The sequence below is a fragment of the Herbaspirillum chlorophenolicum genome, from assembly GCF_001189955.1.
Taxonomy (GTDB): Bacteria; Pseudomonadota; Gammaproteobacteria; order Burkholderiales; family Burkholderiaceae_D; genus Herbaspirillum; species Herbaspirillum chlorophenolicum.
This window is the reverse complement of the sequence record NZ_LFLT01000070.1, coordinates 1-13,219: the sequence shown is the minus strand read 5'-3', so window position 1 is coordinate 13,219 and position 13,219 is coordinate 1. Positions and strand designations below refer to the sequence as shown.

Here is a 13,219-nt window from a genome sequence, read left to right as displayed (position 1 = left end):
GGGCTGCTCATTATGTCCACCGTGGCCAAGCACTTTACCGACCAGGACGAACAGTTGCTAGAAAAGGAGCTTGAGCTCATCCGCATGGTAGTCAACGAGCGCGGTGCCGGTGCCATCACCAGTACGTTCGGCGAAGCATTGCACAACCACCCGGGCTTTTTCGTTCACATCAGCTCGATCGACGGCCGGCCTATGTATTCGACCCTTGCCGACGCGACCCAGCCAATCCTGGCGGCAGCCAAACGTGTAGCCAGCGGTCATTCGTTCTCCGTCGACGCAGGCCAGCATCAGGAATTTCAGGCCATTAAAGCCTACTTGAAAGACGACAAAAGCAGCGAGCAGCTGCAAGTCATTGTTGCGGTCGATACGGAAATCCATGACCACTTCATGCGCAATTTCCAGACGACGTTGATTTTGTATGTGGCGGGATCCGCGGTGATTGTGGTCTTGCTCAGCTGGTGGGCCGCCCGGCGTGGCTTAGCTCCGCTACGAGCGATGTCGGACAAAGTGCAAGCCGTCTCTTCGCATAACTTTGGGGAACGCATGCCCATCGAGACGTTGCCGGTTGAAATCGCCGACCTAGCGGCCAAGCTGAACGCCATGTTGGAACGTCTTCAGCAAGATTTCCATCGCATCACCAACTTTTCGACCGATATCGCCCACGAGCTGCGCACGCCTATCACCAACTTGCTCACGCAAACGGATGTGGTCTTGACCCAGCAGCGCACCAATGAGGCCTACCGGGACACACTTTCCTCGAATGCCGAGGAATTGCAGCGGCTGGCCAGAACCATTTCCGACATGCTGTTCCTGGCCCAGACGGAAAACGGTATCAGCCTGCCCAGCTATGAGCCGCTCAAGCTCCAGGAGGAAATTACCGAGCTTTTAGACTTCTATGATGCCTTGGCAGAAGAAAAAGGCGTGAATCTGCAGTTGACGGGCGATGCCATCGTCCGGGGGGATCGCTTGATGGTCCGCCGCGCGTTGAGCAACCTGATCTCCAATGCCATGCGCTACACGCCAGCGGCTGGAAGCATCGCGGTATCGATCGCCAGGTCTGACGGCGACGTGCTGGTAGCCGTCGAGAATGACGGCCCGGAGATCCCGGCGGAGCATCTTCCTCACTTGTTTGATCGGTTCTACCGAGCAGACAAGTCTCGCACCAAGCTTGATACCGATTCCGCTGGACTTAGGCTTATCCATCACGCAGGCTATTATGCGGGCCCACCAAGGGGACGTCACCGTACACTCGTCACAGGGAAAACGCGCTTCACGCTGCGATTCCCTAATATGACGTTCTAGCAGCGTCTCCAGTGCTGTCCCGACGATCTAAGCGATGGTTTCGCCTGCAGAGGCCGGAGGCAGTTCACGAAAAGCGTAGCAATTTGCCCTGGCGTCATTGAGGGCGTGGTGCTCGGGCAGCTCATTCTGCTTGTGGAACTCGTACCGCAATAGCTCATTGATACGGTCAGCAACAAGCCGGCGGCGACACCATGGCGGCACCCATCCATCCAACACATCGTAGAAGAGATCCCAATCCGTCTGGTAGTCGTAGCAAATGAAGACTTCTTGGTCCTTCGGCCGTACCAGCCTGAGCCAATTGGTCATCTGCAGGTAGAGTTCATCCTTGGTCATTTCCGCATGTGGTGCGTATCCCAAGAGCGGAAGGACGGCGGCCTTGACGAATTCGCTGCATTCCCGAACCTCGTAGGGAAGCTCGGCGTAAAACTCCTCGCCGCTTTGTGCGACCAGGCCGATGCTGATCAACTGCGGATCGAGAAAATCGGTGAACTCGGTGTCGATGAATACGTTGAATGACATCCTCTGGTCCTTTACGAAACAACCGCGCTGGCTTGACGCTGGTCCGCGAGCGGGGCATGTCCCAATACCCATGGCATCAGCTTAGCGATATTGACGGCATCATCGAGTCCACGATGATGCTGCCCCTCCAAAGGGATGCCGGTCAGCGTACAGGCTCGAACCATGCCCACCTCCTTGCCGATGCGCTGTGTCTTCGCAAAGAGTCGCTTGGCATTCTGATGCGGCATGAACAAAGGCATAGCAATCCCATGGCGCTGGGAATCCCTGGTGAGCTGTTTGTGATCGTAGTTTCCCCAGCTCATCCAGACAGTTTCCGTTGACGCCACGTCGTTGACGAAGGCTTGAAGCGCTCGGGCTGCGACAGGAAAAAGAGGAGCCTGATCGACTTCTTCTTGCGTGATCCCGATCAATTGCTTGCAAAATGGCGTAAGAACCGGCCGCGCCAGCGGCCTAACCAGATGCTGGAACCGTTCAAGCACCACGCCACCTTCGGTGACCCAGCAGGCACCGATTTCAATAATTTCCATCTCTTCCGGCGGGATGCTGCCGTCATCCGAACAGGTCGCTTCCAGGTCGACTACGAGAATTCTGGTCACTTGATCCTCTTGATTTTTGGGTGAATCAATGTGGAAGACAATTTCGCATGCGAAATTCGCTGCCCTTTAGTGACTAAAGGGGAGTCACCGCAGTGGTAACTTGATCCGGCTCAATTTTGAGCTACCTGATAGCTATCAGGTAGCTGCGAAATTTTTGCAGCTGAATTTGCGGCTGATGCGCGTGGAAAATATTCGGCCGTTCATCGAGCGCGATGGCCGGGTGGTGACCGCAATCGCGCCGTCATGAATGGACAGGAATACCCGTTGGCCAATCTTCCAGTCCGTCAACGCCTTCGGCCATGAGACTTTGCCGCCGCGTCCGAGGATGGTTGAGAAGGTTTGACGTCTTTTCATATAAACCAAGGCTATTCAATAGAGCTTTTTTGACCAGCGTCGATCACGTTCTGCGGCATTTCGTTCCACCGGTTATAACATCTCGTGCACACAATTTATTCATGTCGTGATTTGCGTTGGTTCACAGAAGTAGCAACGCGCACGAATGTGAAAACTTGCCATTGACAACCATTCAGCGCCTGATGCAATGTCCCGTTGCTGGCTCGAAAAGCGGTTTATAGCTAGCGCGACACGCTGGTTGCTGGAGTCAATTATCTAGCGCATTCCTTAGCGTACAGTTTTTACCGTTTTCCACATCGGTGAAAATTTTCAAACGAGAATCGCCAGTTAGTATCGTCCGCTCAGGAGAGGTCGCTACAAGTCTTTTCATGCCGCAAGCAGAGTCTACTTCCCGCCTTAGAGGAATTCACTGACATGCCACGACGCTCCATTCTTTCAGCCGCTGAACAGGCGAGCCTGATTACCCTCCCTGCGTCACAAGACGAGTTGATTCAGCACTATACGCTCAGCGACACCGATCTGGCCCTGATCCGTCAACGTCGAGGCGAGGCCAACCGGCTCGGCTTCGCCGTCCAGCTCTGTATGTTGCGGTTTCCGGGATATGCGTTCGGCAATGACCGGGAGGTGCCAGCTCATGTGGTGCAGTGGGTCGCCCGTCAAGTGCGAGCAAATCCTGACTCTTGGGGCGATTACGCTCAGAGAGATACCACGCGTAGAGAACACCTTCAGGAGCTGCGAAGCTATCTGGCAGTACGTCCGTTCGGGCTCGCGGATTATCGGTTCCTCGTCCATCAAATGACAGACTTGGCGACGCAGACAGATAAGGCCGTCGTCCTTGCTGCCAACGCATTACAACAGCTGCGTAATCGCAGCGTAATGCTACCTGCAGTATCTGTGATCGACCGGATATGCGCGGAGGGTATCAGTCGCGCGAACAAGAGGATTTACCGTACTTTGACAGAGCCGCTCTCTGATATCCATCGACGCAGCTTGGACGCGCTGCTGACAAACCGCCCCGGCACCGGCGTGACGATGTTGTCTTGGCTTCGGCAATCACCTCGAAAACCGAATTCCCGGTTCATGATGGAGCACATCGAACGGCTTAAAGCGTTCCAAGCGCTGAATCTGCCAGAGGGGATCGGTCGTTACGTCCATCAGAATCGCTTACTCAAGATAGCGCGTGAAGGCGGTCAGATGGTGCCGCGCGACTTGTCCAGATTCGAAGATCAACGGCGTTACGCCACTCTGGTAGCTCTTGCCATCGAGGGGATGGCGACCGTGACCGATGAAATAGTGGATCTTCACGACCGCATCCTCATGCGCCTGTTTAATGCGGCCAAAAACAAACACCAGCAGCGGTTCCATCAGCAGGGTAAGGCCATCAACGAAAAAATCTTGTTGTACACCCGCATCGGCAAGGCACTGGTAGAAGCAAAGCTGGCAGGCATGGACCCGTATGACGCGATCGAGGCCGTATTGCCGTGGGATGAATTTGCCAAAAGCATCGATGAGGCCGCGCATCTTGCACAGCCTGAGTCATTCGATCATCTTTATTTGATGGGAGAACATTTCTATACCTTGCGTCGCTATACCCCAGAATTTCTGGATGTATTGGAGCTCCGGGCCGCGCCAGCCGCGCAGAGCGTTCTCGACGCGATTGAGGTGGTGAAAGAGATGAACCTCAAGGGTGCCAGGAAGGTGCCCGAAAATGCTCCAGTCGACTTTATCAAAGCACGCTGGCGCCCCTTGGTCCTAACAGACGATGGAATCGATCGTCGCTTCTACGAAATGTGCGTCCTTGTGGAATTGAAGAATTCTTTGCGCTCCGGGGACATTTGGGTCAGGGGCTCTCGCCAGTTCAGAGATTTTGAAGACTATCTTCTGCCGGTCGAAAAATTTACTGCCATGCGACGGAATGCAGGACTTCCATTGGCGATCGAGCCGGATTGCGATCGCTACCTGACAAGCCGTCTGGCACTTCTCCAGGAGCAGCTGGAAAAGGTGAATGATCTGGCACTTGCGCAGGAACTGCCCGACGCCATCATTACAGATTCCGGACTAAAAATCACCCCGCTTGATGCAGCAGTACCCGAGTCCGCCCAGGCGCTGATCGATCAAGCAAGCGCGATCCTACCTCGGGTAAAGATTACTGAATTACTCATGGAGGTTGATGACTGGACGGGTTTTACCCGGCATTTCACCCACCTGAAGTCCGGCGAGGTCACAAAAGATCGTACGCTATTACTCTCTGCTATCTTGGCAGACGCAATTAACTTGGGCCTGAACAAGATGGCCGACTCCACGCCTGGCACGACCTACGCCAAGCTCTCGTGGTTACAAGCTTGGCATATACGGGATGAGACCTATACGGCCGGGCTGGCCGAATTAACCAATGCTCAATTGCGCAATCCCTTCGCAGCGAACTGGGGTAGTGGGACGACATCATCTTCCGATGCTCAGCGATTTCGCGCCGGCGGGAAGGCTGAAAGCACAGGGCATGTCAACCCAAAATACGGTACCGAACCAGGACACCTTTTCTATACCCATGTTACCGACCAATATTCGCCGTTCTACGGCAAGCCTATCAGCGTCGGCGTGCGCGACTCGACTTACGTTCTTGATGGCTTGCTTTACCACGAGTCAGAACTCCGCATTGAGGAGCATTACACAGATACCGCTGGCTTTACGGATCATGTCTTTGCATTGATGCATTTGCTCGGATTTAAGTTTGCGCCACGAATTCGAGATCTGGCGGATACCAAGCTGTATGTGCCATCAAGAGAGCAGGACTACCATGCGTTAAGGACGATGATCGGAGGGACGCTTAACATTAAGCATCTACGTGCCCATTGGGACGAAGTATTGCGGCTCGCTACGTCAATCAAGCAGGGTTCCGTGACTGCCTCCTTGATGATCCGCAAGCTCGGTAGCTATCCTCGCCAAAACGGACTTGCTATTGCCTTGCGGGAATTCGGGAGAATTGAACGGACGCTATTTATTCTGGAGTGGCTTCAGGATGTCGAGCTGCGCCGCAGAGTACATGCCGGCCTAAATAAGGGCGAGGCCAGAAATGCCTTGGCACGCGCCGTCTTCTTCAATCGTCTGGGGGAGATCCGCGACCGCAACTATGAGCAGCAGCGTTACCGTGCAAGCGGCCTGACGCTCGTCACTAGCGCCATTGTGCTTTGGAATACCGTCTATCTGGAACGCGTCATTGAGGCGTTGCGAGCGCAAGGAAAGGATATTGACGATGCACTGTTGTCATTCTTGTCACCGCTGGGCTGGGAGCACATCAATCTGACTGGAGACTATCTCTGGCGGCAAAGCAAACGATTGGAAATAGGGCAGTATCGGCCTTTGCGAAATGCCGAAAAGCCTTAGCGTACACTTTTTTCCGTTTCCTCAATTTCCCCCTTCTTCATGGAGAACACCCATATAAACTCCACACCCGGTTGTTGAACAAAAGGCGGTGCCAGCCGCCGACCATGTGCAGAAGTTTAGCTAAACTCGCCGCCCGCGTCAAGCGTTTTAGCGGCTAAAAATGGGCGCGTGATCTTCTTTCTTGGCGTTCAACCTGGCCGCGTCAGCGGCACTCATGAAGAACGTCATCAGCGGGCCGACCGTGCGGCTCGAACCGTTGGCAAAGCACACGTCGAACTGACCGCCGGCGGTGTGCGGATCGACGCCTTCCACCAGTCGCCAGGGGTCAAGGCCCCATTCCTCGGATTGCGCGCTGTACCAATAGGCCGGCGCATCGCCGTTCAAGTCGCTGGCCGCGTACTCGCGCACCAGGACGGCCACCCGGCCGGTGTTCGGCTCCACGAATCCCGGCGGGTAGGGTAGGGTCTGTTTTTTCATGTCAAAGCCCCTTCGGCTTGTAGATCGAAACGAAGTAGGTGATCGCGGTCAGCACCGCGAAGTACGCCAGGAACGACCAACCGGCATACACGCCAGGCGTGTTCCAGTGGTAGAGCATCCGCACGAACTGGAAGAAGGTGGCAATCGACAGCACCCACTTGAGGATCGGCCAGACCAGCACGGTCGCCACCCATACGAACTTGACCAGGCCGGCCAGCAGGCCAGCACCGGGGGCCTTGTTGGGGGCAGCAGACGCGGCGGCAGGCTCCACCGGCGCGGGCGCGGCGGGCTGCTCGATCTCCTTGGGGAACTTGATGATGTTGGACATAGCTTGACCCTCCACGCGCTTACGTGTTGAATGCTGGGTGCTCCCACTCGGAAGCATGGTTACGGTGTGCCAGCACCAGGCCAAGCGCCCCGGATCACTCCGGGGCGTTCCTCCACCTGGGGCCGCCCTTGATCTTGCCTCGGCTCACGCAATACTCCTTCTTGGCGTCCTCGATAGGCCCGGCCGTTGCCGACCGGGCCATGTGCTCTTACCAGCCGGCCCGGCGCTTGGCCTGCTCGACGGCTTCCATCGACCAATGGCCCTTGGCCTGCCCCTCCAGGGAGCATCCGGCGAAGTACGCCTTGCCGCGCAGTTCCTCGGCTTTGCACACCAGCTCGGCCGCCTCGGCCATCATGGCCGCGATCTCGTCACGGCGGGCCGGGAAGTCGGTCGCTGCCGCGCCCTCCAGCTCGTCAATCCAGGGCATAATCTTGTTGTCGCTCATCGGACTTTCTCCGGTAGTTGACCTGGGCAATGTGCCCGGCCTTCAAGTGCTATATTAGGGCAAAATGCCCTAGCCTGTCAAGCACTTTAGCTAAACTTTTTTCGCTTTACCGGAATCCGAAGGCTAAACTTTAGCCGCTAAAACCTTTCCCTTGGCGTCAATCCTCTTTCCAGATCACGCCCAGCCCGGCCTGGTCGCACAGGATCGCCCATGCCGCATAGGGAATCGGGGTGTCCTCGCCGATCCAGCGGCGGATCGTGCGGTCGCCCTTCGCGCCCAGCCCCAGCGCCTTCGCGGCCTTGCTGCCGCTGAACCCGGCCAGGCGCAGCACCTCTCGGACTTCCTCGCCGGTCGGTTGCGCCCAGCGTTCGGCCGGCTTCAAGCACTCCAGCCGGATATTGGCGTCGTTCGTCATTCGTTCGTTCTCCTGGTCAAGTGATAAGCCGCAACTGGTCGAAGCCGTAGATCGACTGGATGCAGCTCGGGTCTGAATCGACCACGCGCCGGCCTGCGCGATTGGTCTTGTACGTTACCGGCCTGTCGTCGTGCGCCCACACCTGGCGGGTGTCGGGATGCACCTTCACGATGATGATGCGCTTGCCGATGTAGCGGTCGAAAACCGGGTGATGGACGCTCACGATCTCGCACCGCTGGCCGGGCTTGAACTCCACCAGGTCGGCCGGGCCTCCATCGCCATTCCTGGCGATGCTGCAGGTTGCCGCGCTCGCTCGCGGCATCGTTGTTTCCGGCGATACAGGCCCGCCCTCGCCCGGCTCGGCATCGTCGGCTTTGACGATGCTGCAGGTCATCGTCGTTTCTGGCGATGCGGGATCTCGCTCCGGGCCTGCGCCGGTGATTTTTCCCTTGGCGTCCAACCCGGCGGCCCTGGCCGCCTTGATCCTGGTCGCGGCCTCGGCCGCCCAGCGCCTGGCGATGAAGGCCCGATGCGAGGGCAGCACCACATCGACCAGGACGAACCCCGGCGGCACCAGGACGGTCGCCGGTGCGCGCCGCGCCGGCGGCTCCAAGCCGGCCAGCCAAGCGGGCAGGGGAGCATCGGCCAGGCGGTCGCGGTAGCTGGCCTCGACCATCACCGGGCGCTTCTTCTCGGCTCGCTGCGCAGCCAGGATGCCGCGCGCAACCTCGTCCACCGTCATGCAGCCCTGCGCCGTGTCGAAGTGCGAGCGGTAGCCCGTTTCGGAGATAAACGGCCTGTCCAGGTCGATGACGTGGAACTGGAAGTGGGCACCCAGCGGCCCGCCGTAGCCGGCCTCGTACTCCACCAGGGCGCGCATGTCGCCATCCGCGACCAGGAACTGGCCGCGCTGGCCCCACAAGGGCACGTCGCCAGGCACCGCCGCGCAATGGCGCTCGATGACCTGGCCGGGCGCGTCGTGGTCGGCCATGCTGCCCACGTGCGTTCCGCCGTTCATCTTCCAGATGACGGCCTCGTATCGGTCGCTGGCCGCCTCGGCGGCCGCACCGTCACCGCGCATGATCGCCGCGTCGATCTCCACCACGGCCGCCACGGCGGCGGCCAGCAGCTCGTCGCGGTCGGTGGGCAGCTCGGCCAGCAGCTCGGCCGCCGGCGCGTTCCAGTCCTGGCCCGGCTGGGCCGGCGTCTTGCGTTTCTTCGCCATCGGCCGGCCCCTCAAGTGTCAGCACGCCGCCACGCGATCACGTCGCGGGCTTCGTAGCCGTGGCGCTTGCAGTCGTCGCAGAATCCCGAGCTGAACCCCTTGTGGTTCGTGCCGATCCATGCGGCCGGCTTGCCGCATTCGTGGCCGTAGGTGCCCGGCTCGGCGTTGTGGCACTTGCCGTCCGTCGCGTAGCTGTTCGTCGGTGCCTGGGGAGCGTTGTTCCTGGTCATGGTCGCCTCCTGGAAGCCCCGGCCGAAGCCGGGGCCGCCCCTCATCAGTCAATAGCCCGGTAGATCGCGGCCGCCTCGGCGTGGCTGGCTGCGAAGCCGCGCAGGAAGTGATAGCGGTCGATCAGGGCATCGCCGGCGTCCGTGTCGGCGGCCTCGGCCGCGAGCTGACCCAGCGCGAACAGGGTTGCGACAATGCCGGCGGCGTCGGCCGACAACTCGCCTCGGAAGCCGTTGCCGTCCACCTCGATCTCCAGGCGGTCGGCCAGGTCGGGGGCCATGTAAAAACCGCCGTCCGACAAGGTGTAGTAGTGCCAATACGCGCCGCTGTAGCGTTCGCAGAGCCGGCGAAGCCAGGCATACACCAGGGCCTCGCCGCGCATCATCAGACGCGGGCCGAAGTAGGCGGGCAGGAAGTCGAGGCGCTGGGCCTCGGCGACCAGGGAAGCGGTAACGGGTTGCTCTTGGGTGTTCATCGGACTTTCTCCGGTAGTTGACCTGGGCGAAATGCCCGGCCTTCAAGTGCTATATTAGGGCAAAATGTCCTAATCGTCAAGCACTTTAGCTAAACGTTTTAGCCGCTAAACCTTGCCCTTTCCCTTGGCGTGCATTACAATGTAATTCACGAACCCAACCGGAGAACCAATCATGGCTGCAAACCAGCTCGTACAAACGCGCATCGACGGCGCGATCAAGGAAGAAGCGGCGGCCGTCCTGGCCGCGATGGGCCTTACCGTGTCCGACGCGGTGCGGCTGCTGCTCACGAAGGTGGCCCAGGACAAGGCGCTGCCCTTCGAGCCGCTGATTCCGAACGCCACCACCATCGAGGCGATGAAGGAAGCCCGCAAGGGCAAGCTGCCGCGCTTCGCCACCGTCAACGATCTGATGGCCGATCTGCATGCGGCAGATTGAGCGCACCGGCCAGTTCAAGCGCGACTACAAGCGCGAGGCGAAAGGGCAGCACCGGGCCACGCTCGACGCCGACCTGGTGCCCGTCCTGGTCGCGCTCGCCGACGACCAGCCGCTGGAACCTCGGCACCGCGACCACGCGCTGACCGGGGACTGGAAGGATCACCGGGATTGCCACGTCAAGCCCGACCTGGTGCTGATCTACCAGAAGCCCGACGCCGACACGCTGCGCCTGGTGCGCCTCGGCTCTCACTCCGAACTCGGCTTGTGATCGGCGCGGGCCTGGCCCCGCGTCTCACGTTTCATTGACACTTGAGGGGCGCTTTCCGCGCCACCGGCCGAGCTGGCCGACCCCCTTCCTTGGCGTAAAACCTGCGGCGGTGGAGTTGCTGCGATGCTTGAGGATCGCGCGGCCGGTCGAACCGCGGCGACCTGGTTGGGGAGTGTGAGGGGGCTTTGCCCCCTCGCAAGCTCTCGAACTTACTGCCTTCCGCCAGGCGCTTGCGCCTGGCTCTCCTAAGCCGTAGCGCCGAAGGCGCTCCATTGTGGGGTGAGGCCGCAAGGCGGCCGAGGGGCGTAGCCCCTGGGGGGATGGGAGGCCGCTTGCGGCCGGGTGGGATCGAGAAGGGGGGTTTCCCCCCTTCGGCGGCCGGTCATGCTGCGCGGTAGCTTGGGCCGTGTTGCCGTTTTTTTCGCCAGCCTCTGGTTAAAACTACCTGGTTATATAAAAAGGTTATAAAGACGGTTAAAAACCTGGTTAGCATGACCGAAAAACGCGCGTAAACCGTTGTCACGCCAAGGAAAAGCGCGAAGAGGCCGCCCCTCAAGTGTCAATGGATAAGCCCCCCATGTGTCAATACGCTGCCCCTCAAGTGTCAAGAACCGCGCCCCTCAAGTGTCAGTAGGGCCGCCCCTCAAGTGTCAATACCGGGGCAGGGTTCCTAACAGGGTTATCCACAACTTCGGTGGATAACTCCATGCCGATCAGGCACTTAGGCCGCCTCGGCGGCCGCCTGGACGGCTCGACCAGGCCGAAATCGGCCGCTGCCCCCCAAGTGTCAACATCGCGCCGGCCCCGCTGCCCCTCAAGTGTCAACGTCAGGGCTGCGCCGGCCGGCCTCGGCCGACTTGTCCCGAAACTGTCCACAACGGCCGCGCCGGTGGGGCAGGGCAGGGAAGGCCCCGGAAACGGGCCAGGAAGGCCCGTCAGGGCCGCAAAGCCCAGCGGCGAGGGCCACCGGCCCGGTGAGCGTCGGGAAGGCGCTGGAAGCCCGCCAGGGGCGAGACGGGCGGCTCTGCCGCCTGGCTCGATGCGCAGCACGACATAGCCGGTTCTCGCGGCCGCCGGCCGGGAGAATCCCCCGCAGCTCGGCCCCTCAAGTGTCAAAGGGTGGATCTCATCGTCAGAAGCGGCGATGCGAGATCCAGCGCCGGCGTCGGCCGTCATCGTCGGAACTGGCGATGGGGCCCTCGGTTCATCGTCAAAGGTGGCGATGGTCGACCGTGGCCAGGACGTGGCCAGCCTCGCCGGAAGTGACGATGCTGCAGCTCGACGTGCGCGAGCTGGTGCGCGGTACTGCCTGGGGTCGCCTCAGAAAACGGAAAATAAAGCACGCTAAGCCGGTTGCAGCGGTCGTAGCGGCCTGAACTTGCCCGCGCCGATCTTGGCGCTGCTGCGCCAGAGGTAATCGCCGGTGAGGTTGATGTGCTCCCAACCGAGCGGCGACAGGTACTGCAACAGCGCGTCATCAACGGCATGGCCGTTGCCACGCAGCGCGTGCGCAGCCCGTTCCAGATAGACCGTGTTCCACAACACGACGGCAGCCGTTACCAGATTGAGGCCGCTAGCCCGGTAGGGGTCTCCTCGTTTTCAGTGCAATAAGTGACGGTACGAAAAGCTAGCACTGGCGCGGAGGTGGTGTTGGTAGATCGTTGATTTCATTGACTTTCCTGTTCACTTTCAAATCTGCGATTCGTGGCGTCAAACCGTGGTCGGTTTCATCCATTGGTGCCAGTTATCGATGCATTTGGCCGCGAAGGCAGGATTTGGTCAGCATAGCGGTCAACCGGGAAGCGAAACACACCCCGCAAGTTGATGCTCTCCAGCCTGGTGGGCGCAATCTTCCCGATCAGTTCCGGTGGAATGACCTGGCGGCGGTTCGACCAGCGATCCAGGACCGCCTGCATCTGTGAGGTATTCCACGCCATCACGATGTTGGCCATCAGGCTCAACGCATCGGCCACAGCCTGCATTTCATCGACACGTTTGGCCTGCGCCGGGCTGATCCGGCCGGTATAAATGGCGCGCTTGAGGGCGTTAACAGCCTCGCCCCGATTGAGCACCCGGCGCAACTCGTTCCTGAAAGCGTCCTTGACAAAGTAGTCAGCCAAAAACGCCGTACGCAGCAACCGCCCCAATTGCACGCCAGCCTCATAGATTGGATCGCCCTGGGCGGCAGAACCGAACCGCGCAAGAGCTGCCACCGCACTGGCATGTCCGCTCATGACCGAGGCTGCCAGGTGCACCAGACTATCCCAATGCTTTTCGATCAAAGCGACGTCGACATTGGCTTCGCACACCGCAGCGATTTCTGCGGGCACTTTGGTGCCGCGTGGCACAAAGAGGTGGCGCTGTTTGAGTTCCTTCAACCGCGGGCAAAGATCAAAACCAAGCAAACGGGCATGTGACATGGCAAAGTCGGTGTAGCCATGGGTATCCACAGCAAGCTGGCTGGTCTCCAGCTTTTCTTGGCGGATGACACCTTCAATGGCCACGCCCGCCTGGCGCTCATTGAGCACAAAGGGCTGCGCATGGAAGATGCCCCACCGGTCTTTTACATGGGAGTAGATTCCAATGGAAGGTGTGTTGCGCCGAGGATCAAGCCGGGCTTGCCACACCCGTTTGGTGGTCTCCATGCTCATCATGTCAGAAGATGCCAAATCGGACCGCCCCCAGGTGGCGGCAATCGGGTGTCGCTGCATGAATTCCAGCACAGCCTGGCAGGCCTGGCTCAGACGCCGTTCGTCCCGCGCCCAGCGCA

15 protein-coding genes and 1 pseudogene are annotated in these 13,219 nt (G+C 59.7%); 5 read left to right on the top strand and 11 right to left on the bottom strand.

The window, feature by feature from the left end; genetic code table 11:
* Nucleotides 1-1,302, top strand: a 1,302-nt coding sequence (locus tag AKL28_RS22060; protein WP_231602607.1) for a heavy metal sensor histidine kinase, incomplete at its 5' end; no start/stop codon positions are given.
* Nucleotides 1,303-1,329: 27 nt separating this feature from the next.
* Here the strand turns inward: AKL28_RS22060 and AKL28_RS22055 are convergent.
* Together AKL28_RS22055 and AKL28_RS22050 are read right to left on the bottom strand one after the other, a co-directional pair.
* Nucleotides 1,330-1,821 carry a 3'-5' exoribonuclease gene (locus AKL28_RS22055; RefSeq protein WP_050470457.1) on the bottom strand — a complete coding sequence of 164 codons (492 nt, stop codon included), beginning with the start codon at nt 1,819-1,821 and terminating at the stop codon, nt 1,330-1,332.
* 11 nt (nt 1,822-1,832) lie between these two features.
* The gene (locus tag AKL28_RS22050) at nt 1,833-2,417 is read right to left on the bottom strand and encodes a 3'-5' exonuclease (protein ID WP_050470456.1); all 585 of its coding nucleotides are present in this window, start codon (nt 2,415-2,417) and stop codon (nt 1,833-1,835) included.
* A gap of 100 nt (nt 2,418-2,517) precedes the next feature.
* On the opposite strand from AKL28_RS22050, the gene AKL28_RS24680 reads away from it, so the two are divergent.
* Nucleotides 2,518-2,664, top strand: coding sequence for a hypothetical protein (locus AKL28_RS24680; protein WP_156226442.1), 147 nt, complete (start codon nt 2,518-2,520; stop codon nt 2,662-2,664).
* Nucleotides 2,665-3,185: 521 nt separating this feature from the next.
* The gene (locus AKL28_RS22045; protein WP_050470455.1) at nt 3,186-6,152 is read left to right on the top strand and encodes a Tn3 family transposase; all 2,967 of its coding nucleotides are present in this window, start codon (nt 3,186-3,188) and stop codon (nt 6,150-6,152) included.
* 147 nt (nt 6,153-6,299) lie between these two features.
* Here the strand turns inward: AKL28_RS22045 and AKL28_RS22040 are convergent, their stop codons facing one another.
* The 7 genes from AKL28_RS22040 to AKL28_RS22010 form a co-directional block, all read right to left on the bottom strand.
* The gene (locus AKL28_RS22040; RefSeq protein WP_011114064.1) at nt 6,300-6,629 is read right to left on the bottom strand and encodes a DUF2761 domain-containing protein; all 330 of its coding nucleotides are present in this window, start codon (nt 6,627-6,629) and stop codon (nt 6,300-6,302) included.
* A 1-nt stretch (nt 6,630) separates the two neighbouring features.
* Entirely contained in the window at nt 6,631-6,972 is a 342-nt protein-coding gene (kleE, locus tag AKL28_RS22035) for a KleE stable inheritance protein (RefSeq protein ID WP_231602605.1), read from the bottom strand.
* 193 nt (nt 6,973-7,165) lie between these two features.
* Nucleotides 7,166-7,402 (bottom strand): stable inheritance protein KleA, encoded by a 237-nt coding sequence (gene kleA, locus AKL28_RS22030; RefSeq protein WP_011114066.1) that lies wholly within the window; start codon nt 7,400-7,402, stop codon nt 7,166-7,168.
* 157 nt (nt 7,403-7,559) lie between these two features.
* The gene (korC, locus tag AKL28_RS22025) at nt 7,560-7,817 is read right to left on the bottom strand and encodes a transcriptional repressor KorC (protein WP_011114067.1); all 258 of its coding nucleotides are present in this window, start codon (nt 7,815-7,817) and stop codon (nt 7,560-7,562) included.
* A 16-nt stretch (nt 7,818-7,833) separates the two neighbouring features.
* A complete protein-coding gene (locus tag AKL28_RS22020; protein ID WP_011114068.1) occupies nt 7,834-9,042 on the bottom strand; it encodes a hypothetical protein in 1,209 nt (402 codons plus the stop codon).
* Nucleotides 9,043-9,053: 11 nt separating this feature from the next.
* A complete protein-coding gene (locus AKL28_RS22015) occupies nt 9,054-9,272 on the bottom strand; it encodes a hypothetical protein (RefSeq protein ID WP_012478187.1) in 219 nt (72 codons plus the stop codon).
* Nucleotides 9,273-9,316: 44 nt separating this feature from the next.
* On the bottom strand, nt 9,317-9,745 hold the full coding sequence (locus AKL28_RS22010; RefSeq protein WP_011114069.1) for an antirestriction protein: 429 nt from the start codon (nt 9,743-9,745) through the stop codon (nt 9,317-9,319).
* A 172-nt stretch (nt 9,746-9,917) separates the two neighbouring features.
* Between AKL28_RS22010 and AKL28_RS22005 the strand changes: the two genes are divergently transcribed.
* A complete protein-coding gene (locus AKL28_RS22005; RefSeq protein WP_011114070.1) occupies nt 9,918-10,181 on the top strand; it encodes a type II toxin-antitoxin system RelB/DinJ family antitoxin in 264 nt (87 codons plus the stop codon).
* Entirely contained in the window at nt 10,168-10,449 is a 282-nt protein-coding gene (locus AKL28_RS22000; protein WP_011114071.1) for a type II toxin-antitoxin system YafQ family toxin, read from the top strand. Before AKL28_RS22005 ends, AKL28_RS22000 begins: the two co-directional genes overlap by 14 nt.
* A gap of 1,344 nt (nt 10,450-11,793) precedes the next feature.
* On the opposite strand, the pseudogene AKL28_RS21995 reads toward AKL28_RS22000, so the two are convergent.
* Nucleotides 11,794-12,033, bottom strand: a pseudogene (locus AKL28_RS21995) (Tn3 family transposase); the annotation flags it as partial.
* A 143-nt stretch (nt 12,034-12,176) separates the two neighbouring features.
* Nucleotides 12,177-13,219 (bottom strand): Tn3 family transposase (locus AKL28_RS21990; protein ID WP_156226441.1); only part of this gene is annotated, 1,043 nt, incomplete at its 5' end.

Excerpts from the sequence above, each read along its gene's own strand:
- AKL28_RS22005 (WP_011114070.1), top strand. The coding sequence starts at position 9,918 with ATGGCTGCAAACCAGCTCGTACAAACGCGCATCGACGGCGCGATCAAG.
- kleA (WP_011114066.1), bottom strand. The coding sequence starts at position 7,402 with ATGAGCGACAACAAGATTATGCCCTGGATTGACGAGCTGGAGGGCGCG.
- AKL28_RS22055 (WP_050470457.1), bottom strand. The coding sequence starts at position 1,821 with ATGTCATTCAACGTATTCATCGACACCGAGTTCACCGATTTTCTCGAT.
- korC (WP_011114067.1), bottom strand. The coding sequence starts at position 7,817 with ATGACGAACGACGCCAATATCCGGCTGGAGTGCTTGAAGCCGGCCGAA.
- AKL28_RS22015 (WP_012478187.1), bottom strand. The coding sequence starts at position 9,272 with ATGACCAGGAACAACGCTCCCCAGGCACCGACGAACAGCTACGCGACG.
- AKL28_RS22000 (WP_011114071.1), top strand. The coding sequence starts at position 10,168 with ATGCGGCAGATTGAGCGCACCGGCCAGTTCAAGCGCGACTACAAGCGC.
- AKL28_RS22020 (WP_011114068.1), bottom strand. The coding sequence starts at position 9,042 with ATGGCGAAGAAACGCAAGACGCCGGCCCAGCCGGGCCAGGACTGGAAC.
- AKL28_RS22040 (WP_011114064.1), bottom strand. The coding sequence starts at position 6,629 with ATGAAAAAACAGACCCTACCCTACCCGCCGGGATTCGTGGAGCCGAAC.
- AKL28_RS22045 (WP_050470455.1), top strand. The coding sequence starts at position 3,186 with ATGCCACGACGCTCCATTCTTTCAGCCGCTGAACAGGCGAGCCTGATT.
- AKL28_RS22010 (WP_011114069.1), bottom strand. The coding sequence starts at position 9,745 with ATGAACACCCAAGAGCAACCCGTTACCGCTTCCCTGGTCGCCGAGGCC.